The organism is Arthrobacter sp. MMS24-S77 (assembly GCF_054888235.1).
Genome location: NZ_JBTZRN010000001.1, coordinates 2,545,952 through 2,568,032, shown reverse-complemented (window position 1 = coordinate 2,568,032; position 22,081 = coordinate 2,545,952). Strand labels below are relative to the sequence as shown.

19 protein-coding genes and 1 tRNA gene are annotated in these 22,081 nt (G+C 63.7%); 12 read left to right on the top strand and 8 right to left on the bottom strand.

The features are described 5' to 3' along the window. Window positions 1–9: 9 nt before the first annotated feature. Window positions 10–1,461 (bottom strand): SDR family oxidoreductase, encoded by a 1,452-nt coding sequence (locus ACX5I4_RS11715; protein ID WP_461836812.1) that lies wholly within the window; start codon window positions 1,459–1,461, stop codon window positions 10–12. Between the two features lie 108 nt (window positions 1,462–1,569). Continuing rightward, the gene (glgC, locus tag ACX5I4_RS11710; RefSeq protein ID WP_461836811.1) at window positions 1,570–2,952 is read right to left on the bottom strand and encodes a glucose-1-phosphate adenylyltransferase; all 1,383 of its coding nucleotides are present in this window, start codon (window positions 2,950–2,952) and stop codon (window positions 1,570–1,572) included. A 104-nt stretch (window positions 2,953–3,056) separates the two neighbouring features. Here glgC and glgA point away from each other — a divergent pair, with 104 nt between their 5' ends. Further along, window positions 3,057–4,256 carry a glycogen synthase gene (gene glgA, locus ACX5I4_RS11705; protein ID WP_461836810.1) on the top strand — a complete coding sequence of 400 codons (1,200 nt, stop codon included), beginning with the start codon at window positions 3,057–3,059 and terminating at the stop codon, window positions 4,254–4,256. A gap of 231 nt (window positions 4,257–4,487) precedes the next feature. On the opposite strand, the gene ACX5I4_RS11700 is transcribed toward glgA, so the two are convergent. Together ACX5I4_RS11700 and ACX5I4_RS11695 are read right to left on the bottom strand one after the other, a co-directional pair. Next, on the bottom strand, window positions 4,488–6,590 hold the full coding sequence (locus ACX5I4_RS11700; RefSeq protein ID WP_461836809.1) for an acyl-CoA dehydrogenase family protein: 2,103 nt from the start codon (window positions 6,588–6,590) through the stop codon (window positions 4,488–4,490). A 35-nt stretch (window positions 6,591–6,625) separates the two neighbouring features. Next, complete coding sequence (locus ACX5I4_RS11695; protein ID WP_461838705.1) at window positions 6,626–7,309, bottom strand: TetR family transcriptional regulator; 684 nt, start codon at window positions 7,307–7,309, stop codon at window positions 6,626–6,628. A gap of 107 nt (window positions 7,310–7,416) precedes the next feature. Here ACX5I4_RS11695 and ACX5I4_RS11690 point away from each other — a divergent pair, with 107 nt between their 5' ends. Genes ACX5I4_RS11690 through ACX5I4_RS11680 form a run of 3 tightly spaced genes read left to right on the top strand, consistent with a single transcriptional unit; the run spans window position 7,417 to window position 11,053 of the window. Then, entirely contained in the window at window positions 7,417–8,787 is a 1,371-nt protein-coding gene (locus ACX5I4_RS11690) for an acetyl-CoA C-acetyltransferase (protein ID WP_461836808.1), read from the top strand. Between the two features lie 5 nt (window positions 8,788–8,792). Then, the gene (locus ACX5I4_RS11685; RefSeq protein WP_461836807.1) at window positions 8,793–10,145 is read left to right on the top strand and encodes a 3-oxoacyl-ACP reductase; all 1,353 of its coding nucleotides are present in this window, start codon (window positions 8,793–8,795) and stop codon (window positions 10,143–10,145) included. Continuing rightward, a complete protein-coding gene (locus ACX5I4_RS11680; protein ID WP_461836806.1) occupies window positions 10,142–11,053 on the top strand; it encodes a MaoC/PaaZ C-terminal domain-containing protein in 912 nt (303 codons plus the stop codon). Before ACX5I4_RS11685 ends, ACX5I4_RS11680 begins: the two co-directional genes overlap by 4 nt. Window positions 11,054–11,296: 243 nt before the next feature. Here ACX5I4_RS11680 and ACX5I4_RS11675 read toward each other — a convergent pair. Continuing rightward, window positions 11,297–11,379: transfer RNA gene (locus tag ACX5I4_RS11675), tRNA-Leu, on the bottom strand. 277 nt (window positions 11,380–11,656) lie between these two features. Between ACX5I4_RS11675 and ACX5I4_RS11670 the strand changes: the two genes are divergently transcribed. Further along, window positions 11,657–12,961 (top strand): M20/M25/M40 family metallo-hydrolase, encoded by a 1,305-nt coding sequence (locus ACX5I4_RS11670; RefSeq protein WP_461836805.1) that lies wholly within the window; start codon window positions 11,657–11,659, stop codon window positions 12,959–12,961. 11 nt (window positions 12,962–12,972) lie between these two features. Continuing rightward, window positions 12,973–14,133 carry an acyl-CoA dehydrogenase family protein gene (locus tag ACX5I4_RS11665; RefSeq protein WP_461836804.1) on the top strand — a complete coding sequence of 387 codons (1,161 nt, stop codon included), beginning with the start codon at window positions 12,973–12,975 and terminating at the stop codon, window positions 14,131–14,133. A 45-nt stretch (window positions 14,134–14,178) separates the two neighbouring features. On the opposite strand, the gene ACX5I4_RS11660 is transcribed toward ACX5I4_RS11665, so the two are convergent. Beyond that, complete coding sequence (locus ACX5I4_RS11660; protein WP_461836803.1) at window positions 14,179–14,412, bottom strand: DUF5703 family protein; 234 nt, start codon at window positions 14,410–14,412, stop codon at window positions 14,179–14,181. A 39-nt stretch (window positions 14,413–14,451) separates the two neighbouring features. On the opposite strand from ACX5I4_RS11660, the gene ACX5I4_RS11655 reads away from it, so the two are divergent. Then, window positions 14,452–14,724 carry a hypothetical protein gene (locus tag ACX5I4_RS11655; RefSeq protein ID WP_059389240.1) on the top strand — a complete coding sequence of 91 codons (273 nt, stop codon included), beginning with the start codon at window positions 14,452–14,454 and terminating at the stop codon, window positions 14,722–14,724. A gap of 59 nt (window positions 14,725–14,783) precedes the next feature. Here ACX5I4_RS11655 and ACX5I4_RS11650 read toward each other — a convergent pair whose 3' ends face one another. After that, window positions 14,784–15,716, bottom strand: coding sequence for an aldo/keto reductase (locus tag ACX5I4_RS11650; protein WP_461836802.1), 933 nt, complete (start codon window positions 15,714–15,716; stop codon window positions 14,784–14,786). Between the two features lie 52 nt (window positions 15,717–15,768). Here ACX5I4_RS11650 and ACX5I4_RS11645 point away from each other — a divergent pair, with 52 nt between their 5' ends. Both ACX5I4_RS11645 and mshC read left to right on the top strand, forming a co-directional pair. Further along, complete coding sequence (locus ACX5I4_RS11645; RefSeq protein ID WP_461836801.1) at window positions 15,769–16,602, top strand: undecaprenyl-diphosphate phosphatase; 834 nt, start codon at window positions 15,769–15,771, stop codon at window positions 16,600–16,602. A 16-nt stretch (window positions 16,603–16,618) separates the two neighbouring features. Beyond that, the gene (mshC, locus tag ACX5I4_RS11640) at window positions 16,619–17,902 is read left to right on the top strand and encodes a cysteine--1-D-myo-inosityl 2-amino-2-deoxy-alpha-D-glucopyranoside ligase (RefSeq protein ID WP_461836800.1); all 1,284 of its coding nucleotides are present in this window, start codon (window positions 16,619–16,621) and stop codon (window positions 17,900–17,902) included. Between the two features lie 72 nt (window positions 17,903–17,974). Here mshC and ACX5I4_RS11635 read toward each other — a convergent pair whose 3' ends face one another. Continuing rightward, window positions 17,975–18,880, bottom strand: coding sequence for a PAC2 family protein (locus ACX5I4_RS11635; protein WP_461836799.1), 906 nt, complete (start codon window positions 18,878–18,880; stop codon window positions 17,975–17,977). A 120-nt stretch (window positions 18,881–19,000) separates the two neighbouring features. On the opposite strand from ACX5I4_RS11635, the gene ACX5I4_RS11630 reads away from it, so the two are divergent. The 3 genes from ACX5I4_RS11630 to ACX5I4_RS11620 all read left to right on the top strand — a co-directional run bounded on the left by ACX5I4_RS11630 (window position 19,001) and on the right by ACX5I4_RS11620 (window position 22,071). After that, window positions 19,001–19,732: an HAD family hydrolase gene (locus tag ACX5I4_RS11630; RefSeq protein WP_461836798.1), complete on the top strand. Its 732-nt coding sequence runs from the start codon at window positions 19,001–19,003 to the stop codon at window positions 19,730–19,732. Continuing rightward, window positions 19,733–20,902: a site-2 protease family protein gene (locus ACX5I4_RS11625; protein WP_461836797.1), complete on the top strand. Its 1,170-nt coding sequence runs from the start codon at window positions 19,733–19,735 to the stop codon at window positions 20,900–20,902. 119 nt (window positions 20,903–21,021) lie between these two features. After that, window positions 21,022–22,071 (top strand): tRNA (adenine-N1)-methyltransferase, encoded by a 1,050-nt coding sequence (locus tag ACX5I4_RS11620; protein WP_461836796.1) that lies wholly within the window; start codon window positions 21,022–21,024, stop codon window positions 22,069–22,071. The last annotated feature ends 10 nt before the right edge of the window (window positions 22,072–22,081 follow it).

Here is a 22,081-nt window from a genome sequence, read left to right as displayed (position 1 = left end):
CCTCCTGGATTACCAGGGGGAGGGCTTGTAGTCCTTCAGGAAGACGCCGAACTGGTCTTCGCCGTTTTCGCCCATGACGATGGGATCGTAGACCCGCGCAGCTCCATCCACGAGGTCGAGCGGTGCGTGGAAGCCTTCCTCCATGAGCCGGACTTTGGTGTAATGCGGACGTTCGTCTGTGATCCAACCGGTGTCGACGGCGGTCATCAGGATCCCGTCACTGTCCAGCATCTCTTGTGCGCTGGTCCGCGTCATCATGTTCAACGCAGCCTTTGCCATGTTGGTATGCGGATGCCCTGGGCCTTTGTACGCGCGGGAGAACTGCCCCTCCATGGCCGAGACGTTCACGATGTACTTGCGGCGTGCCGTGGAGCGCTTCATGGCCCCGCGGAGCCGGCTGACCAGCAGGAACGGCGCCGTGACGTTGCAAAGCTGAACCTCGAGCATCTCCAGGGGATCGACTTCGTCCACCACTTGGGTCCAGCTGTTGATCGCCGCAAGGTCGGGGACCAGTCCGCCGGCGTCGATCGCGGTACCCGTGGCTATTCGCTCCAAAGAAGCGGAGCCCGTGGACAGCGCTAGCGAGGTAATCGCATCTCCCGCAAGTACCGGATGCTCGGTGACGCTGTGGGTGATGGCCAAGGGATGTTTGTCGTGGGCGTGGCCGAACGTAACCAGCTCCGGGCCGCCATTGGCCACTTGCAGGGCCTCTGGCAGCGGCTCGTCCTCGGCATCCACCAAGGGTTTGTACGCGTTCCCGGAACGCCGGACCGTCTGGGCCGCGTTGTTGATGATGATGTCGAGCGGACCGGCTTCGTTGAGCGAGTCGGTGAGGGCCATGACCTGTGAAGGGTCACGGAGATCGATGCCCACAATCCTGAGCCGGTGCAGCCAGTCCGCGCTGTCCTCCATAGCCGCGAAACGGCGTGCCGCGTCCTTGGGAAAACGGGTGGTGATGGTGGTGTGCGCGCCGTCACGGAGCAAGCGGAGGGCGATGTACATGCCGATCTTGGCGCGCCCGCCCGTGAGCAGGGCGCGGCGTCCACTCAAGTCGGTGCGGGCATCCCGCTTACTGTGGCTGAAGGCCGCACATTCCGGGCACAGCTGGTGGTAGAACGCGTCAACCTGCGTGTAGTGCTGTTTACAGATGTAACAGGGCCTCGAACGGATGAGATGGCCCGCGATTTCACCGGTGGCAGAGGTGGCCAGCTTGTTGCCGCGGGTCTCATCGTCGATCCTGTCCGGAGCCGCTGTGGCAGTAAGCGCGAGGACCGCGCGGTCGGCTTCCGCGATCTCGTCCCGTTTGGTGACCCGGCGGTGGCGCTTGACGGCCTTGAACATCTTCCCCGTGGCACGACGGACGGCGACGTAGTCCGGGTGCTCCTCGTCGTAAACGTGGATAGTGTTCAGGACCTTGAGGGCGGCCTGGATCTCTTCAGGCGTTAAATCGGCGGGGCTCATTGGCTCAATTTTACAGGGTCGGGCACAGCAAAGCCTCCCCGGCGACAGAGGCTGGACGCCTGCTGTCGCCGGGAAGGCCGGGGGCTGCTCTGGTTCCTGCGGTTCGGGTCAGACTTCTACCGAGGAAGCCTGGATTTTGGTGACCTGTTCCGCGGAATCCCGAAGGTCGGGGAATTTCTCCGTGGCAGCCTTGATCGCCTCGGGCACCGAGCGCCGATATTCGGCAGCCAAGGCGAGCTCGGACGCGTCCGGCTCCGGTACCACCTGACCCTTGGCTAGCACTGTGATTCCCGATTCGGTGACTTTGAAGCCGCGGGCACGGTCGAGATCTGCGTCCAGGCCGATCGCAGCTCCGGCAGGGATCTTCACGTTCTTGTCGATGATGGCGCGCTTGACCACCGCGCCTTCACCGATCCGCACTTTGTCCATCAGTACCGAGTCCTGGATCCTGGTGGCCGGTCCCACGTAGACATCGTTGGAGAGGACGGATCCTTCCACGATTCCGCCGGAGATCACCGAGCCACTGGCCACGATGGAGTCCAGCGCCGTGCCAACCGTGTTGTTGTCCCCTCGGACGAACTTGGCAGGCGGCGAAATGCTCTGGCGCGTGTAGATGGGCCATTCCGAGTTGTACAGGTTGAAGATCGGCACGGGCGAAATCAGGTCCATGTGGGCGTCATAGAAGGAATCGATGGTGCCTACGTCGCGCCAGTAGGTGCGGTCACGGTCGGTGGATCCCGGAATGTCGTTGAGGGTGAAGTCGTAGACACCTGCTTCGCCCTGGCCAACGAAGTACGGAATGATGTCTCCACCCATGTCGTGTTTGGTGTCCAGTCGCTCCGCATCAACGCGAAGGGCCTCCACCAGTGCGTCGGCATCAAAGACGTAGTTGCCCATGGAAGCAAGGAACTGTGTGGGGTCGGCCGCGAGGCCTTCTGTTTCTGCAGGCTTTTCCACGAACGCCGAGATCTTCTGCGGATCGTTTTTGTCGACCTCGATCACACCGAACTGGTTGGCCATGTTCAGCGGCTGGCGGACGGCGGCGACTGTGGCTTTGGCTCCGCTGGCCACGTGCTGTTGAACCATCTGCTGGAAGTCCATGCGGTAGACGTGGTCCGCGCCGACCACCACCACGATATCGGGATCCGCGTCGTGAATCAGGTTCAGGGACTGGTAGATGGCGTTCGCGCTGCCGAGGAACCAGCTCTTGCCCACGCGCTGCTGGGCGGGAACCGAGGCCACGTATCTGCCCAGCTGCGTGGACATCCTCCAGGTCTCGGAAATGTGGCGGTCAAGGCTGTGCGACTTGTATTGGGTCAACACCACGATCTGCAGGTACCCGGAATTGACCAGATTCGAGAGAGCGAAATCGATCAAACGATAGCCCCCTGCAAACGGCACCGCAGGTTTGGCCCTGTCTGCCGTCAATGGCATAAGGCGGTTTCCTTCGCCGCCAGCCAAAACAATTGACAATACTTTCTTCAACGCCATGGTGTTTGCTCTCCCTGTACGTCTTTGTAGCCCCCGAAAAAAGCCCGGGTTGCCGGACCCTTTCACACTAGAACACATACCTCGGAAGGACTACGTTAGGTAACGTGCGCGTAGACATTGTGACTAAAGAGTTTCCACCCGAAATCTATGGCGGGGCCGGCGTGCATGTTGCCGAGCTCAGCCGCGTCCTGGCAAAACATGTGGACCTGCAGGTGCGTGCCTTCGGCGCGCCCCGTGATGCGGACTTCCACGGTGCAACGGTGACGTCGTATTCCACACCGGAGGATCTGGGGACGGCCAACGCCGCACTGCAGACCCTTGGGGTGGATTTGCGCATAGTGCCGGACATCGCCGGAGCGGACCTGGTCCATTCCCATACCTGGTACGCCAACATGGCCGGTCACCTGGCTTCGCTGTTGCATGGAATACCCCATGTGCTCAGTGCCCACAGCCTGGAACCGCTGCGGCCATGGAAAGCGGAGCAGCTGGGCGGCGGCTACGCCTTGTCCTCGTGGGTTGAAAAGACAGCCTACGAGGCTGCTGCGGCCATCATCGCGGTCTCGGACGGCATGCGGCAGGACATCCTGCGCAGCTATCCGAATGTGGACCCCGCCAAGGTCCGCGTGGTCCACAACGGCATTGACGTCGACATGTGGCAGCCGGACGAAGGCGAGGACGCAATTCGTGCCCTTGGCATCGACCCCGATAAGCCGAGCGTGGTCTTCGTTGGGCGCAATACGCGCCAGAAGGGTGTTCCGTACCTCCTGAGGGCCGCCGCCAGCTTGCCGGAAGGCGTTCAGTTGGTGTTGTGCTTGGGAGCCGCGGATACGCCGGAGCTCGCCGCGGAAACGGCCCGCCTCATCGAGGAACTGCAGAGCAAGCGCGAGGGTGTGGTGCTGATCGAGCGCATGCTTCCGCGCCACGAGCTCATCCAGGTTCTCAGCCATGCCACGGCCTTCGCATGCCCGTCGATCTACGAGCCGCTCGGCATCGTCAACCTCGAAGCCATGGCTTGCGGCGCGGCCGTGGTGGCGAGTGCCACGGGCGGTATCCCCGAAGTGGTTCAGCACGGTGAAACGGGACTCCTCGTGGAGCTGGAGCAGGTGACGGACGGTACCGGGACCCCGCTGGATCCTGAGAAGTTTGTTGCCGATTTTGCCGTGGCCCTCAACGAGGTCGTGTCTGATCCTGCGCGTGCCAAGGTCATGGGCGCGGCCGGTCGCGTCCGGGCGGAGAAGCACTTCTCCTGGGAATCGATCACCGAGACAACCCTTGAGGTCTACCGTTCAGTCCTCGCCCCCTGACCCCTAGCCCACCAGCCCAACTAGTCCCCACCGCCCCCCTCGCCTCGCAAGCTCGGCCAGGGAACCCTGGCGGCGTGGGCCCCCGCAAAAGTGTCGTTTTGGGGGCTCATAACGACAACAACTGCGAGTGAGTTGGGAAGAACGACGACGGCGCCGCACTCCCGCTGAGGGGTGCGGCGCCGTCGTCGTTAAGGATTCGGCAATTGTTCACCGGCCGGTCACGGCAGGATGCTAGCCGGACTTCCTCCCTTTCAATGCAAGCAGGGTTTTCTCCTCGGCTGGAGCGTTGCCGCTGGCTCGTTGTGCCCGGAAGTAGCCGCGGGCTTCGTCTTGGCGCTCCTTCTCGGCTCCGGACGCGATGGCCGCCCGCAGGTGCTCGGGGCCATAGCCGAAGGAATCGACCAGATCCAGGGCGTGGGGACGGATCTTGACGAGGAGGCGGTTGATGTAGGCGCCCACTGTGCGCCCGCGCTGCATGGAAAGGCGGCCGTTCATGAGGTACCAGGACAAGTGTTTTTCGATGAGCGAGAGGCCGAAGAGGTCGCGAAGCCAAGTCAGCACCTGAAGTGTGCCGGGATCGCCGATCTTGCCAAGGGCCTCCGTGAAAGCCTCCCATTGCAGGAGTTCGGCATGGGCCTGGGCGGCGTCGATCAGATCGTCCTGATGTTGGTTGAACAGGGCGGCGGCCTGGTGCTGTGGAAGCTTGTTCGCACCCTTGAGAGCCGAACCCACCTCAGCCACCATCGATTGCACCCGGTCAGTCAGCAGCGTGCGCTGGCCTTCTTCGTCCCGCAGGGCCAGGGCAGCCTTCTGGACGGATCCCGTGTCGGCCACGAACTGCGCCACCTGCCGCAGCCCGGTGCGGTTGATGGCGACGTCCGCTGCCTGGGCCGCGACGAAGCGGGCCAGTACGCCGAAGTCCACATTGCGGAACTCCTTGGCGTAGTCGGAGAGCAGGCGCTTTGCGACGAGCTGGAGCAGGACGGTGTTGTCGCCCTCGAAGGTGGCGTAGACATCCAGGTCTGCGCGGAGCGAGGCGAAGCGGTTTTCGATGAGGAATCCGGCGCCCCCGCAGGCCTCACGGCATTCCTGCAGGGTGTCGAGAGCGTGCCAGGTGCTCAAGGGCTTGAGCGCCGCGGCGAGGGTCTCGAGGTCCTGGCGGTCGGCGTCGGTGTCGTGCCGGCCGGAGAAGACGTCGTCGAATTTTTCGAGCAGCTGCTCGTGCGCGAAGCTCGCCGCGAAGGTGGTGGCCAGCCGGGTGAACAGTCGCCGCTGGTGCCGCTGGTAGTCCAGCAGGACTTCCTCGTCGGTGGGAGAGGAAGCGTTGAACTGGCGCCGTTCGGCGGCGTATCGGATGGCGGCCGTCAAGGCCACCTTGCTCGCGGCCACAGCGGCGCCGTCAAGGGAGACGCGGCCCTGTACCAGCGTGCCGAGCATCGTGAAGAAGCGGCGGCCCGGGCTGGCGATCGGGGAGGTGTACTCCCCTTCGGGGGAGACGTTGCCGTAACGGTTGAGCAGGTTGGTGCGGGGGATGCGGACATCGCTGAAGTGAAGCCGGCCGTTGTCGATGCCGTTGAGGCCGCCTTTGACGCCGTCGTCCTCGCCGCCGATTCCCGGAAGGAACTCTTTGGTGTCCGGGTCCCTGAGCGGAACGTAGAACGCGTGGACGCCATGGTTCACCTTGCGGGTCACCACTTGGGCGAACACGACGGCGGCCAGGCCGTCTACGGCGGCGTTGCCGATGTAGTCCTTCCACGCCGCACGGAACGGCGTGTTGATCACGAACTCATGTGTGGCCTCGTCGTACGTGGCAGTGGTGGCGATACTGGCAACATCGGAACCGTGGCCGGTTTCGGTCATGGCGAAGCAGCCGGGGATCTCCAGGCTCATGATGCCCGGCAGCCAGCTGTTGTGGTGTTCCTCCGTACCGAGGTGCATGACGGCGGAACCAAACAGCCCCCACTGCACGCCGGCCTTGATCTGCAGTGAAGGATCGGCGGTGACGAGTTCCTCGAACCCTGCGATATTGCCGCCGTGGTCGTCCGAACCGCCCAAGCTGGCGGGGAAGGCCCGGTGCACGGCGTTGTTGTCCACGAGGTACTTCAGCTGCGCGGACACACGCTTGCGGTGCTCGGTATGCGTCAGGCCTTCGATCTTGTGTACCTCCGGGCGGCCGGCGAGGTCGCGCGCCGTGCGCCGGATGTGGGCCCACTTGCCCAGCAGCAGTTCGCCGAGCGCCGCCACATCAACTACCGGCGCCGCGGGCTGTCGGGTTGCAGCGGTTCCGTCAGGCTCCCGGGTGCTGGAGGGGGTGCGATCCACTACTTCAGTCATGTTGATTCCTTCTTTGGTTCCGAACAACTGATATGTCATTGCTGATTTTCTGCAGAGTTGGTCTTGAGCTCGGGGGCGATTCCCACGCATAGCCAATCGGTGATCCGGGATGCCATGGTTTCCTGGTTGGGCTTCGCCGGGGATGCCGGGCTGCCTAGCCACATTTCGCCGGCATTGCGGACAAGTCCGATTGCGGCGGTGGGCCAGTAGTCAATGAGTGCTTCCTTTTCCGCCCCCAGGTGCTCCCGCATGGGCTGGGCGATCATGGCACTGATCGACTCGAAGAAGTGGCCAAGGGCTCCGGAAGCGGCGATGGCGTCCTGAGCCGACGGCTCGCCGTTCGTGAGTCGCGTGACGAAGGCATAGACGTTGGGGCTCGACTCTGCCATTTGCAGGTAGGCCGAAACCATGGCGAACAAGCCTTCGCGCGGAGTCTGCGCGCTTTCCGCCGCTTCCTTCATCCGCCGCTGCATTTGTCCCAGCACCACTTCGCCCATGGCTTGTTGCAAGCCTGCTTTGTCCCCGAAGTACCGGTAGTACACCGACTTGGAGGTGTTGGCGGCGGCAGCTATGTCCTCCATTGACGCGTCGCGGCCCAGCGCGTGGACAGCCTTGCGCGCGGCCTTGATGAGTTCGCGGCGACGTTCCTCGCGGTGGCTCTGCCAGCGCGCGGCGCGGCCGTCGACGGCGGGGCTCCCGCCCTCTGCCAAGGCGGGGATCCCGGCAGGGTGGTCGGCAGAAAGTGCTGGGCTGGGGATGTTCACGATACTCAGCGTATCAGGTACGCTGGGTATCAGTAACCCGATGTGATCATAAGGAGAAACGCATGCCTGAAGCAGCAGTGCCCGCGAGTGCACCACAGGAAATCGCCGTCGGCCCGGGCGCACTTCGCAAGGCCGTGGTGATTGGCGGCAACAGGATCCCCTTTGCGCGGACCGGCGGCGCCTACACCAAGTCGTCCAATCAGGACATGCTGACGGCCGCCCTGGACGGGTTGATCGCCCGTTTCGGGCTCCAGGAGGAGCGGATCGGTGAAGTTGCTGCTGGAGCGGTCCTGAAACACTCCCGCGACTTCAACCTGACCCGCGAAGCGGTGCTTGGCTCAGCCCTGGCGCCAGAGACGCCGGCCTACGATCTCCAGCAGGCGTGCGCCACCGGCCTTGAGACAGTCCTGGGCCTGGCCAACAAGATCAAGCTCGGCCAGATCGACTCGGCCATCGCGGGCGGCGTGGACTCCGCGTCCGATGCCCCTATTGCCGTCAGCGAGGGCCTCCGCGAAATCCTGCTGGACCTCAATCGGGCCAAATCACTGCCCGAACGGCTCAAGGTCCTGTCCCGGCTTCGTCCCAAGGATCTGGCTCCGGACGCCCCGAACACCGGGGAGCCGCGGACCGGCCTGTCCATGGGTGAGCACCAGGCGTTGACCACGGCCCAGTGGAAGATCAGCCGTGAGGCCCAAGACGAGCTCGCGTTCAACAGCCACCACAATCTCGCCGCCGCCTACGAGCGCGGCTTCTTCGACGACCTCGTGACTCCTTACCGTGGCCTGAACCGTGATTCGAACCTTCGTCCGGATACGTCCAGGGAGAAGTTGGCCACCCTGAAGCCCGTCTTCGGCAAGAGCCTCGGAGCGGAAGCCACCATGACGGCCGGAAACTCCACCCCCCTCACGGACGGCGCCTCCACTGTGCTCCTGGGCACGGAAGGCTGGGCCGACACCCGGGGCCTGCCCAAACTGGCCGTCGTCGTCGATGGCGAAGCGGCCGCCGTTGATTTCGTCCACGGCAAGGACGGGCTCCTCATGGCTCCTGCCTTTGCTGTGCCACGGCTTCTCGCCCGCAACGGCTTGTCCTTCGAAGACATCGATTTCTTCGAAATCCACGAAGCCTTCGCGGGAACCGTTCTAAGTACGCTCGCTGCGTGGGAAGACGAAGAATTCGGCCGCAACCGCCTGGGCTTGGACGGTGCCCTCGGCAAGATCGATCGCGCCAAGCTCAACGTCAACGGCTCGTCCTTGGCGGCCGGCCATCCCTTTGCTGCAACTGGTGGACGGATTGTCGCCTCGCTGGCGAAAATGCTCCACGAGAACGGCCCGGTGGACGGCCGTCCCGCCCGCGGACTCATTTCCATCTGTGCCGCCGGGGGACAGGGCGTCGTCGCTATCCTCGAGGCTTACTCCGCTCCGGAAGGGCGGTAGCCGGCATGACCGACAAATACACGCAGTTTGTCAGCCACGGGATCGGCAAGGACCTGGCCAAAAAGCTCGGCCTGCCCCAACCTGCGGTGCTTCGGAGGTACAAAGCGGGAGAACCACTGGTTCCGGGGCCGGTACTTTTGCTGGGGAGCGGGAACGGGAACGCCGTAGGCGCCGATGAACTGGCGGCGGCGCTCCTCGGGTGGGGGCTGGATGTTCGGAGAAATGCCCTGCCCAAGGAAAAGCTCGGTGCGATCATCCTGGTGCTCGACGACCTTGAGCACCCTCAAGACCTTGCGGGGCCCGTCCTCACGGCCGCGCAATCGCTCCGGGATTTGCTCCCCTCCGCAAGAGTCGTCACGATCTCCCGCACCTCCGCATCCGCGGCAAGCCCGCCTGTCGCTGCCGGCCGCCAAGGCGTCGACGGGCTACTGCGTTCGCTGGCCAAGGAGCTTAGGGCGGGCGCCACGGCCAATGGCATTCTCCTTGGAGACAGCGCCGGCACAACCAGCCCAAGCACCCTGGGTGCATTGCGCTTTTTCCTGTCGGGCCGGTCCGCATTCGTGGATGGGCAGTTCCTGACGGTCACCACGGGTGCCGGCCAGCTACCCGCCGATGCCGACAAGCCCTTGGACGGCAAAGTCGCCGTGGTCACAGGGGCCGCCCGTGGAATTGGTGCGGCGATCGCGCGCACCCTGTACCGCGACGGGGCCCGGCTGGTGGTGGTTGACATCCCCGCCGCGGGCGACCACCTTGCCGCAGTCGCCAACGAAGTCCATGGCACCGCCCTGCAGTTGGACATCACGGCGGAGAATGCGGGGAATCGGATCATAGACCACGCCATGGATCGCCATGGCGGCCTGGATATCGTCATCCACAACGCCGGCATCACCAGGGACAGGCTCCTGGCCAACATGGACGAAAGCCGCTGGAACTCGGTCATCGGCGTCAACATCGCCTCGCAGTTGCGAATCAACGAGGCGCTTCTGGACTCCGCGCGGTTCAGCAAGGCCCCCAGAATCGTCTCGGTGGCTTCCACCAGTGGGATTGCAGGGAATCGGGGGCAGACCAACTACGCGGCTTCCAAGGGCGGAGTGATCGGAATGGTCCGCGCCACGGCACCCCTTCTGGCGGAAAGCGGTGGATCGATCAACGCGGTCGCCCCGGGCTTCATCGAGACAGACATGACTGCCCGGATCCCCTTTGCTACCCGGGAAGTGGCGCGACGGCTTAATTCCCTCCAGCAGGGCGGCCGGCCCGGAGACGTCGCGGAGGCCATAGCGTTCCTGGCATCGGATGCGGCCGCCGGGATCTCGGGCGAAGTGCTCAGGGTATGCGGGCAGAACCTGGTGGGTGCATGAGAACCGAACAACCGCTCATCCTGGGGGACCTGCCTTCCCTCTCGAAGCTGTATGTGAATGCGGCGGCGACGGCGGCGCGAAGGAGGATGCTGGGCTTCCAGACTGCCAATGTGCTGCCTCAAGGCAGTCATGAGGTCCGTGGGGTGCAGGCCGACGTGGGAAACCTCACCGCATACCAGCACCTCGTTGGCGAGAGCGCCAGCGACGTGTTGCCTGCCGGTTTCATCCACGCCCTCGCGTTCCCCGTCGCCATGAGTGTGCTCAACCGCGACGACTTCCCGCTTCCGCTGCTCGGAATGATCCACTTACGGAACCATGTGGAGCAGTTGCGGGCGGTCCAATTCAGCGAACTGCTAGACATCCGGTCCTGGGCCGAGGACATGCGCGGCCATAGGGCAGGAACCCAGCTCGACGTCGTCGCCGAGGCCCGTTCCAGCAGCGACGGGGCCTTGCTCTGGCGGGGTGTCTCGACGTACCTGGCCAAGGGAGTGTTCTTGCCGGGGGTCGACAAAGCGAATACGGCCGCCGCGCCGGGGGAGTTCACTCCTCCTGCGCCAACCGCCGTCTGGCAGCTCGGCGTGGATACCGGTCGCCTCTATGCTTCAGTGTCCGGGGACTTCAATCCGATCCACCTGAGCGTCCTCTCTGCCAAGGCACTGGGCCTCCGGCGATCCATCGCACACGGGATGTACCTTGCATCCCGAGCCTTGGCAGACGTTGGCTCGGTGAAGTCGGAGGCATTCCGTTGGGCCGTGAACTTCGAGGCACCCGTGTTCCTCCCGGCGAGGGTGGCTTTGGAAATCAGCACGCTCCACTCCGCGTCGGGGGCTTGGGAGGCTTCCGACTATATCGCCTGGAACCCCCGGAGCGGCAGGAAGCACTTCAGCGGGTCCGTGACGGCGCTTTAGGGCGTCGGGGCGTGGTTCAGGAACAAGGGCCAGGAACCGGGTTCAAGGACGGCCACGACGACGGCGGACACCCCACTCGGGTGCCCGCCGTCGGCGTCTGTTGGGGTCCGGTTCGCCGCCGCGCGCGAATTGGCGGTAATGCAATTTAATGAATGTGATGAACGTCGCATCAAGCGCTGAAAATGCAAATTCATATTAAACAAACAAGGCCCGGAATCTTTACGATTCCGGGCCTTGCAATTGTGCGCGGAGGGGGACTTGAACCCCCACCCCCTTTCGAGGACTAGCACCTCAAGCTAGCGCGTCTGCCATTCCGCCACCCGCGCAGGTGGTGTTCGGAGCGTTCGTTCTGCGCCTCTCGGCGCTTCTCTTTCCTCCGAAGCAGCGAGAAAAACTCTAACACGGTTTCTGGGAAATAAAAAAATCGGAGGTGGCCGAGGTGCCGGGGCCGGCAATTAGTTCCTGTCAGTCCCCGTCAAAACACAAGAAAACACGCGGTCAAACGGGCGGGCGGTGGGTAGGCTGAGGGAAGCGCGCGGGAGCGTCCGCACCTTGACGCCTGCCCGCCGGAGTACACGAATCCCAGCCAGCGAGGAGAGTTCCATGACTGATATCCGACCCGAAGACGAAGTAGTCCGGATCTGCCAGGAACTCATCCGGATAGACACCTCGAACTTCGGTGACGATTCCGGTCCCGGGGAACGTGCTGCCGCCGAATACACTGCGGCGCTGATTAGCGAAGTGGGATTGGACGCTGAAATCTTTGAATCGGCTCCCGGGCGCGCCAACGTCGTCACGCGCATGGCGGGGGAGGACCCCTCAGCTGATGCCCTTGTGGTGCATGGCCATCTTGACGTCGTTCCTGCGCTCAAGGACCAGTGGTCCGTGGATCCCTTCAGCGGCGAACTCAAGGACGGCCTCATCTGGGGTCGGGGTGCCGTGGACATGAAGGACATGGATGCCATGATTCTTTCCGTCATGCGCGACTTCGCCCGGACGGGACGTAAGCCGAAACGCGACATCATCTTTGCTTTCTTCGCTGACGAGGAAGCGGGCGGCAACCACGGTGCGCGCTACGCCGTCGAGCACCGGCGCGAACTGTTCGACGGCGCGACCGAAGCGATCTCCGAAGTAGGCGGCTTCTCCGCGACGATCGGCGGCCAGCGCACTTATTTGCTCCAAACAGCGGAGAAGGGCCTTTCCTGGCTGCGGCTTGTTGCCCACGGCCGGGCCGGGCACGGATCGCAAATCAACACAGACAACGCCATTACCCGTCTGGCGGGCGCGGTCACCCGCATCGGAGAATACCGGTGGCCCGTCGAGCTGACCCCCACCACCCGGCAGTTCCTGGACGGCGTCACCGAACTGACCGGCGTCGAGTTCGATCCGGACAACCCCGAGATCCTGCTGAAGGAACTCGGCACCGTGGCGCGTTTCGTCGGAGCCACCTTGCAGAACACCTCGAACCCCACGCTCCTGAGCTCGGGATACAAACATAATGTCATCCCGGAATCCGCGGAGGCGCTGGTGGATTGCCGCACGTTGCCCGGCCAGCAGGAGCTCGTGTTCGAAACCATCAGGCAGCTTGCCGGCGATGGCGTGGAGGTCAGTTACGTCAACAAGGACGTCTCCCTCGAGGTGCCGTTTGCCGGCAACCTGGTGGACGCCATGATCGATGCACTGCACTCCGAGGACCCCGGAGCCAAGGTCTTGCCGTACACCCTGTCCGGTGGCACCGACAACAAGTCGCTCAGCAAGATCGGCATCACCGGCTATGGCTTTGCGCCCCTGATGCTGCCGGAGGAACTTGACTTCACTGGAATGTTCCACGGGGTTGACGAACGTGTCCCCGCCGATTCGCTCAAGTTCGGGTCCAGGGTGCTCAACACCCTGCTGAGCAACTACTAAGGGAGAATGCCGTGACTCCCGAGGAGATCCTGCCGGACGCGCTGCTGGACCGAATTCGGAGCCGTGCCGCAGGGTATGACCAAGGCAACTCGTTTTTCCACGAAGACCTTGGGGAGCTCGCTGCGGCGGGCTACCTGGGGATCTTCGTCCCGGAGTCCGACGGCGGACTCGGGCTCGGGCTCGAAGCTGCGGCGGCGCTTCAGCGCCGGCTCGCGACGGCTGCCCCGGCCACCGCGTTGGCCGTCAACATGCACCTTGTCTGGACCGGCGTCGCGCATGTCCTCGCGGCCCGCGGAGACAACTCCCTCGACTTTGTCCTCAGGGAGGCCGGCCAAGGCGAGCTCTTTGCCTTCGGGATTTCCGAGGCGGGCAACGACTCCATGCTCTTTGACTCAGGGACCACGGCCGAACCGCAGGACGACGGCGGGTACAGCTTCACGGGCCGCAAGATCTTCACGAGCCTGTCACCGGCCTGGACGCGCCTCGGGATCTTCGGCAAGGACGGTGGCGCGCGCGACGGGGATGGAGAGCTGGTTTTCGGCTTCATCCAGCGTGATGCCCCGGGTCACGAGACCCTGGCCGACTGGGACACCCTGGGCATGCGCGCCAGCCAATCGAACACCACGCTCTTGCAGGGTGCCGTGGTTCCGCCGGAGCGCATCTTCCGGAAACTGCCCGTGGGGCCCAACCAGGATCCGCTGATCTTCGCGATTTTCGCATGCTTCGAAACACTGCTCGCCGCGGTGTACACGGGCATCGCGGAACGGGCATTCACCTTGGCCGTTGAGGCGGTTAAGCGCCGGACCTCGGCAAAATACGGTGGCCGGAGCTTTTCGCAAGATCCGGACATCCGGTGGAGGATTGCCGACGCCGCCATGGCCATGGATTCCATCCAGCCGCAGCTGGCGTCAGTTGCCCGTGACGTGGACGCCTTGGCTGACCACGGCGCCCAGTGGTTTCCGAAGTTCGTCGGACTCAAGGTGCGGGCAACCGAAAACGCCCGGAGCATGGTGGACGTCGCAATCCGGGTTTCCGGAGGCTCCAGCTATTTCCATGGCTCCGAGCTTGAACGGCTGTATCGCGATGTGCTGGCCGGGATTTTCCATCCCTCCAATGATGAGTCAGCGCACACCACCGTGGCCAACGCGTGGCTCGGCCCGCTCGAAAGCTGAACCGCTCGAAAGTTGAGTCGGGGACCCCGAAACGAGGCCTCGCAGCTAGACGGTGCGCTGTACGTTGAGCACTCTACGGCGCAACCAGAAACGGCGTCCGCCGCCCATGTAGAGAATGCTGCGCTCCAGTTCCCACTTGCCATACTCGGAGTGCTCCACAAGCCGACGCCGCGCCTCGGGCAAGGAATCATCAGGGCTGACGGTCAGTACCAGATACTCGTACTGCCTTGCGTAGTCCCGCTGACGCTCCACCGAACTGCTCAGAAATTGTTCTCTCATCCCTCTCCATTTTCGTCTTTTTCGGGCTAACGTGAAGTCATGAGCATCGATCCGCGTGTCGCGCTTCAGTCATTGACAGCCGCCTTGGAAGAGCACCTGATTGCCGCTTCCGCCCGCCGGGGCGAAGGAGACCCCACTGTGGAGGCAGCGTTTTTCGCCGTCGCAGATGCCTTTGAGGTATATGAGGACTCACTATACGAGGCCTACTCGGAAGTCACACCCCTCCAGGTGTTTGACGACGATGAAGAAGATGACGACGAGGACAATAACGAGCTCCTCGATGAAGACGAGCTGGAGATCCTCGACCAGTGATGCCGATCAGTAATGCCGGACCAGTAAGGCCCCCGGTAACGCAACAGCTTCAGCCATCCTTAGATCGCTGAAACGTCCTCCAATGCCCGCGAGATTTCGGTCGGAAGCGGCGATAGCTGCGCATCGAGCAGTTCCTTGAGCTGGACGGCGTTGCGCGAGCCCACAACAGCCGTTGAAACGCCCGCGCGGGAAAGCAGCCAACTCAGGGATACGTCTACGGCGGAGCGTCCCAATCCACGCCCCGCCATGGCCACTGCTTCGACGATCCGTGCGCCCCGCGCGTCGAGGTACTTTTCGACGTAGCTGCTCAAGCGGCCCTGAGCCGCGCGCGAGTCTGAAGGGATCTGTCCCCTGTATTTGCCACTGAGCACGCCGCGGCCGAGCGGCCCCCAGGCCATGAGGCCCAGACCGGCGTCCTCGACGGCCGGCACCAGCTCCTCTTCCGGCTTGCGTTGCAGCAGAGAGTATTCGGATTGGCTGGCCACGATAGTGAAGCCGGCGATCGCGGCAGCTTTCGCGGTCTGCCACCCGTTGTAGTTGGAGATGCCGACGTACCGCGCGCGTCCCGACCTCAGCGCAAGGTCGAGGGCGGACAGCGTTTCGTCGAGCGGAACATTGCCGTCCCATGCGTGGGCGAACCAGATGTCGACGTAGTCGGTTCCCAATCGGGCAAGGCTGGCGTCTAGCGCGGACAACATGGAGCCCCGGGAGGCATCGATGCTGCGGCGGCCGTCCGACGTCGAGACCCCTGCTTTCGTCGAAAGGACAACCTCCGATCGCGCCACCACGTCGCCCAGCATGGAGCCCAGGAGAGCCTCGGCCTGTCCGCCTGCGTAGGAAGCCGCGGTATCGATCATGGTGCCGCCTGCCGCAACGAAGGTGTGGAGCAGCTCCCGCGCATCCTGTTCGTCCGTTTCTTCCGCCCAGGACATGGTGCCCAGGGAAAGGGTGGACACCCGAAACCCGCTGTTGCCGACGTAACGCTGCTGCATAGCTGATAGCTTACGGGGAGTTCGGGTAGTTCATGACGTAGGGTCTATTCACGTGAACTGGATAGAAGCGGCCTTCCTCGGCCTCGTGCAAGGCCTTACAGAATTCCTTCCGATTTCTTCAAGCGCACACCTGCGTATTGTCGGTTCGTTCCTGCCCAATGCGGCGGATCCTGGTGCTGCTTTCACAGCCATTACGCAGTTGGGCACCGAGACGGCCGTCATTGTCTTCTTTTGGCGGGACATCGTCAGGATTGTGCGGGCTTGGTTCGGATCGCTGCGCGGCAAGGTGGCAAGGGACCACCCCGATGCCCGGATGGGTTGGCTGGTCATCCTCGGCAGCCTGCCCATCATCGTGCTTGGCCTGCTCTTCCAGGACCAGATCGAGTCCGTCCTCCGCAGCCTGTGGATCGTCGCCACCATGCTGATCGTCTTCGGCATGATCCTCGCGGTAGCCGACGCCGTTGGCCGGCAGGAGCGGGAGCTGAGCCAACTGACGTACAAGCACGGCATCCTCTACGGGCTGGCCCAGGCCATGGCGCTCATCCCGGGTGTTTCCCGCTCGGGCGGAACTATTACTGCCGGCCTGCTGATGGGCTATACCCGTGAAGCCGCGGCGCGGTATTCGTTCCTGCTGGCGATCCCGGCGGTCTTCGGCAGCGGCCTGTACCAGTTGTACAAGGTTCTGTCGAAGGAAGGAATCACCGGACCCTTCGGCCTGCCCGAAACAGCCTTGGCCACGGTCATCGCCTTCGTTGTGGGCTTCATCATCATCGGATGGTTCCTCAAGTTCGTTTCCACCCACAGCTACCGTGTCTTTGTCTGGTACCGGATCCTCCTTGGCCTCGCCCTCTATGTATTGCTCGGTTTCAATGTCATCAGCGCCTAGCACTATGGTTGAGGCTGTGAAATCGTGGACCTCCCGCCCTGTGCCTGAACTGCCCGGCAGCATGCCCCAACTGAGGCTGTTTGATACCGCCCTGAAGGCCTTGGTGGACGTCGAGCCGCGCGCCGAGCAATCCATGTACGTCTGCGGCATCACGCCCTACGACGCCACACACATGGGACACGCGGCCAGCTACGTCGCCTTCGACCTTCTCAACCGGGCGTGGCGGGACAGCGGCCAGCGGGTCGCGTACGTCCAGAATGTCACCGACGTCGACGATCCCCTCCTGGAGCGCGCCACCGCCACGGGCGTGGACTGGCGCGAGCTGGCTGCCAGCCAGATTGAACTTTTCCAGACTGACATGGACGCCCTGAACGTCCTGGCTCCCAACTACTACATCGGGGCCGTCGAGGCGATCCCGATGATTGTCCCGGCGATTGAACAACTGATCGCGGACGAGCTCGCCTATCGGGTGCACGGCACCGACGGTGAGCCTGACGGTGATGTCTATTACGACGTCGAGGCCGCAGGCAAGCGCTCGGACAGTCCGGATGCCTGGACGTTAGGCGATATTTCAGGTCTCGGTGAAGTGGAAATGCTGGAACTCTTCGCCGAACGCGGTGGAGACCCCGGCCGTTCCGGCAAGCGCAACGCCCTCGATCCTTTGCTGTGGCGCGTTGCCCGCGACGGCGAGCCGAGTTGGCCCGGTGCGAGCCTGGGCGACGGACGGCCCGGTTGGCATATTGAGTGCACGGTCATCGCCCAGAAGTACTTGCCCGCTCCCTTCACTGTGCAGGGCGGCGGCTCGGACCTGGTCTTCCCGCACCACGAAATGGGTGCCGGACACGCGTATTCGCTCAGCGGCGTACCCCTGGCGCACCATTATGCCCACGCTGGAATGGTGGGCCTGGACGGCGAAAAGATGAGCAAGTCCAAGGGCAACCTGGTGCTTGTGTCCAAGCTTCGCGCCGCGGGGGAGGAACCCGCGGCAATCCGCTTGGCGATCCTGGCCAACCACTACCGCTCGGATTGGTCCTGGACCGATGAAGGATTCGCGCAGGCCAAGGCGCGGCTCAACACGTGGCGCGCCGCCCGCGACATCGCACCGGAGGGAACAGCCGCTGAGCTGCTGGCACGGATGCGCGCCGAGCTTTCCAACGATCTCAACGCTCCCGGCGCGATCGCCGCCGTCGATGCCTGGGCGGCAGCAGCCCTCAGCGAACATTCCAACGCGAAGCCTTGCGCACTGGACACCGCGCTGGTGAGCGACGCCGTCAACGGATTGCTTGGCGTCGAACTCTAAGTAAGCTCTTGGACCGAAAGCCGAACCGGGCTTCTGCCGGGCAAGTGGTCGATAAGCCCTGGCGGGAAGCCGTCAGGGCTTATCCTTGCCCCGGCGCTTGAGGTAGCGCTCGAATTCGCGGGCGATGGATTCACCGCTTGCTTCGGGAAGGTCGGCCGTGTCCTTGGCTTCTTCGAGCTGCCGGACGTAGGCGGCGATTTCCGGATCCTCGGTGGCCAGCTCGTCCACGCCGCGCTCCCACGCCTCCGCTTCCTCGCTCAATGCATGCGTTTCCAGCGGCACCTGGAGAAGATCCTCGATCCTGTTCAAAATGGCCAGTTGTGCCTTCGGCGAGGGCGCCTGCGCGACATAGTGCGGTACGGCTGCCCACAGCGATACCGTGGGCAGACCCGCAAGCAGGGCGAACTCGGCCAGGACCCCGACAATGCCCACCGGCCCCTCATACTGTGAGGCCTCCAGGTTCAAGCGCTGCCTCAGCCCACTGTCATCCGACGTGGTGCTGACGGGGATCGGCCGGCTGTGCGGGACATCAGCCAAGAGGGCACCAATCAGCACGACGTAGTCAACCTTGAGCGTTTCGGCATGGACCAGAAGCTCGGCAGTGTAGGCACGCCAGCGGTAGGAAGGCTCGGTGCCGAGCACGAACACCACGTCCACATTGCTGTCCGGGACGCTGGCCTTGTAGAGGCGGGTGGAAGGCCATTTCACTTTGCGGGTTCCGGCCGCGGTACGTCGTACCGTCGGCCTGGTGAACTGGAAGTCGTAGTAATCGTCGGCATCAACGGATGCCACTTTCTTTCCTTGCCACAACTTGTTCAAGTAGTGCAGGGAATCACTGGCCGCCTCGCCGGCGTCGTTCCAGCCTTCGAAAGCCGCCAGCATCACAGTGATGCGCTGGCCCTCGGGTACAGGCTGGAGAAGGCGCTCAGGCTCCGGTGGAGTGGCCTGTCCGTCAGGGGCTCCGTCCAAACTGTTCATCCACTCACCCTACGTCCAAGACCGCCACCCATGCATGGCCTTAAGGGGGTCGGCGTGGCCACACTTCGCCCCGGGCGTACAACGACAATTGCCTCCCTTCATTCCACGTAGACTTTAGGCATGCATGCCTCAGCCACCCAGCCCCTCCTCAAAGCCGCGCTATGGGACATGGATGGCACCCTGGTGGACACCGAGCCGTACTGGATTGCCGCAGAACGCGCCCTCGTAGAGTCCCACGGTGGCGTCTGGAGCCATGAACAAGCCATGCAGCTCGTAGGACAGTCGCTGATGCATTCGGCCGGCATTCTTCAGGCGGCCGGTGTGAATCTGGCAAAGCGGGAGATCGTTGACATCTTGAGCGGCCAGGTCATCGACCGCCTCCGCGTCGAGGTGCCATGGCGGCCCGGCGCCAAGGAATTGCTTGACGAGCTGTACCAGGCGGGCGTCCGCTGTGCCCTCGTGACCATGTCCGAAGGCCCCATGGCCCGGGAAGTCGTGGCGAACCTCCCCAAGCCGTACTTTGAATTCCTCATTACCGGGGACACTGTCAGCCAAGGAAAACCCCACCCGGAGGCTTACCTCACCGCCGTCCAGCGACTCCAGGACGCAGACCCTGGGTTGACCGCTGATCATTGCATCGCGCTCGAGGATTCCGTCCCCGGAGTTGCGGCAGCGATCGAGTCCGGCGTGGTCACAGTCGGAATTCCGCACCAAATGGCACTTCCCGAGGACCCCCGCAGGGCAACCTGGGACACCCTTGAGGGCCGGAAGGTCGCGGATCTCGAAGCACTCGTTGTGGCCAGGGCGGCCGCCAGCGCGCTGGATGGCGCCCTCCTCGGACAGGCAAACTAGGTGAGCACTCCCCGGAATGGCGGCCACAGCACCCGTGGCGGCAGGAAGGACGGGATTCCACTCGGCCGCATTGCCGGAATTCCGGTCTACCTCGCGTATTCCTGGTTCATCATTGCCGCGTTCACGGTCATCGTCTATGGACCCGCTTTGCTCGTGCGGAACCACTCCTTGGGAATTGGCGCCTACCTTGTTGCCTTTGCCTACGCGCTCCTCCTTGCGCTCTCCGTGCTCGTGCACGAATTGGCCCATGCGTTGAGCGCCAAGGCTTTCAAATGGCCCACCGAGAAAATCGTGTTGAATCTCTGGGGCGGGCACACGCAATTTGAGAGCTTCATCGCCTCCCCGGGCCGCTCGGTGGTTGTTGCCTTGGCGGGACCGGCTGCGAATTTTGTCCTCGCCGGCGCAGCCTGGCTGATGCTGGAGACCGGTGTGTTCACCGGGGTAGGCGACACCCTGACGAACATCTTCATGTGGGCCAACCTGCTGATCGGTATTTTCAATGTGCTCCCGGGCTTGCCCCTTGACGGGGGTCGCTTGGTGGAGTCCGCGGTGTGGAAAGCGACCGGCAGCCAGGAAAAGGGAACGGTAGCGGCCGGTTGGGCCGGACGTGTCATCGTGATCGTCCTGGTTGTTTGGTTTATCGCGTTGCCCTTGCTGAGCGGCAGCACGCCCGATCTCAGCCTGATGCTCATCACCGTCTTGGTCTGCAGCTTCCTCTGGATGGGCGCATCGGGTGCCATCAAGAACGCCACGCTCCGGGGCCGCCTCCACTTGGTGAGTGCCGCCGCGCTGGCCGAACCCGCCGTCGGGATCCCGAACTCGGCTACCGTCGCGGATGTCCTGCGCGTGGCACCCTACGGTACCCCCGCCGTCGTGATCTGCGGACCGGACGGACGGCCACAAGGACTCGTCGATCCGGTGGCAACTGCGGCCGTGCCGGCCTCGGAAGTTTCCACGACACTGGTGACGGCAGTTTCCACCCCGCTCGCCGAGGGCGCCTACGTGCCCCGGACATCCAGCGGCCAGGAGCTGATCCAGTATTTGGCCCAGCTTAATGGCGGCGAATATGCCGTGGTGGACGACGTCGGCACCGTCACCGGCCTGCTGCGGCAGCAGGCCGTAGTGACAGCCATTACAGGTAAAGTAGCCCGCCGGAGCGGGCGCCCGTAGGACCTTTCCCGGTAGAGTTACCTGCCGGCCGCGAAATAACCCGGCCGGCAGTGCGCATCACTGAGCAGTAACTGTGGCAACAATTGACGGCCCAGCCGTACAGGAGCGAGGAAACACCCATGAGCAGCGAAACCGCCGCCGACTACACGGCCACCGCCGCCAACCCTGCCACCCAGCCCACTGGTGCGGCACGGCGCCGCGGGCCGTTCCGTGTGGGGGAGCGGGTCCAGCTCACGGACGAACGCGGCCGGATGAACACCATCACCCTGGAGGAAGGCGGCGCCTTCCACACGCACCGCGGCTTCCTCAACCACGATGAAATCATCGGCAAGGTTGACGGCTCGGTGGTGGCAAACAACATTGGCCAGCAGTACCAGACGCTCCGGCCCTTGCTCTCCGACTTCGTGTTGTCCATGCCCCGCGGTGCCGCCGTGGTATACCCCAAAGACGCTGGCCAGATCGTGACCATGGCGGACATCTTCCCGGGCGCGCGCGTGGTGGAAGCCGGTGTGGGCTCCGGTGCGCTTTCGATCTCCTTGCTTCGCGCAGTGGGCGACGCCGGTTACCTCCACTCGTTCGAGCGCCGCGAAGAATTCGCGGACATTGCCCGCGGCAACGTTGAAACCATTTTCGGCGGACCGCACCCGGCGTGGAAGATCTCACTGGGCGACTTCCAGGAGGAAGTCGTCCGCAGCGAGGAACCCGGATCCGTGGACCGCGTGGTGCTCGACATGCTGGCTCCCTGGGAATGCCTGGACGCCGTAGCGACGGTCCTGGCCCCCGGCGGCGTGTGGATCAACTATGTGGCCACCGTCACCCAGCTCTCCCGTACTGCCGAAGCCATCCGCGCCGACGGCCGGTTTACGGAACCAGACGCCTGGGAGTCCATGGTCCGGGGTTGGCACCTTGAGGGCCTTGCTGTCCGTCCCGATCACCGCATGGTTGCCCACACCGGCTTCCTGTTGGTGACGCGTCGCCTCGCGGACGGCGTCACCGGAATCTCCGTCAAGCGCCGTCCTTCCAAGACCGAGTTCAGCGAAGAGGACTTGAACGCCTGGACGCCGGGAGCCGTGGGGGAGCGGGCTGTTTCCGACAAAAAACTGCGCCGTGCGGCACGTGATGCGATTGCCGGGACCAATGTCAAGGACGACCCCGCACCCTCGCACTAGCCAAACATCA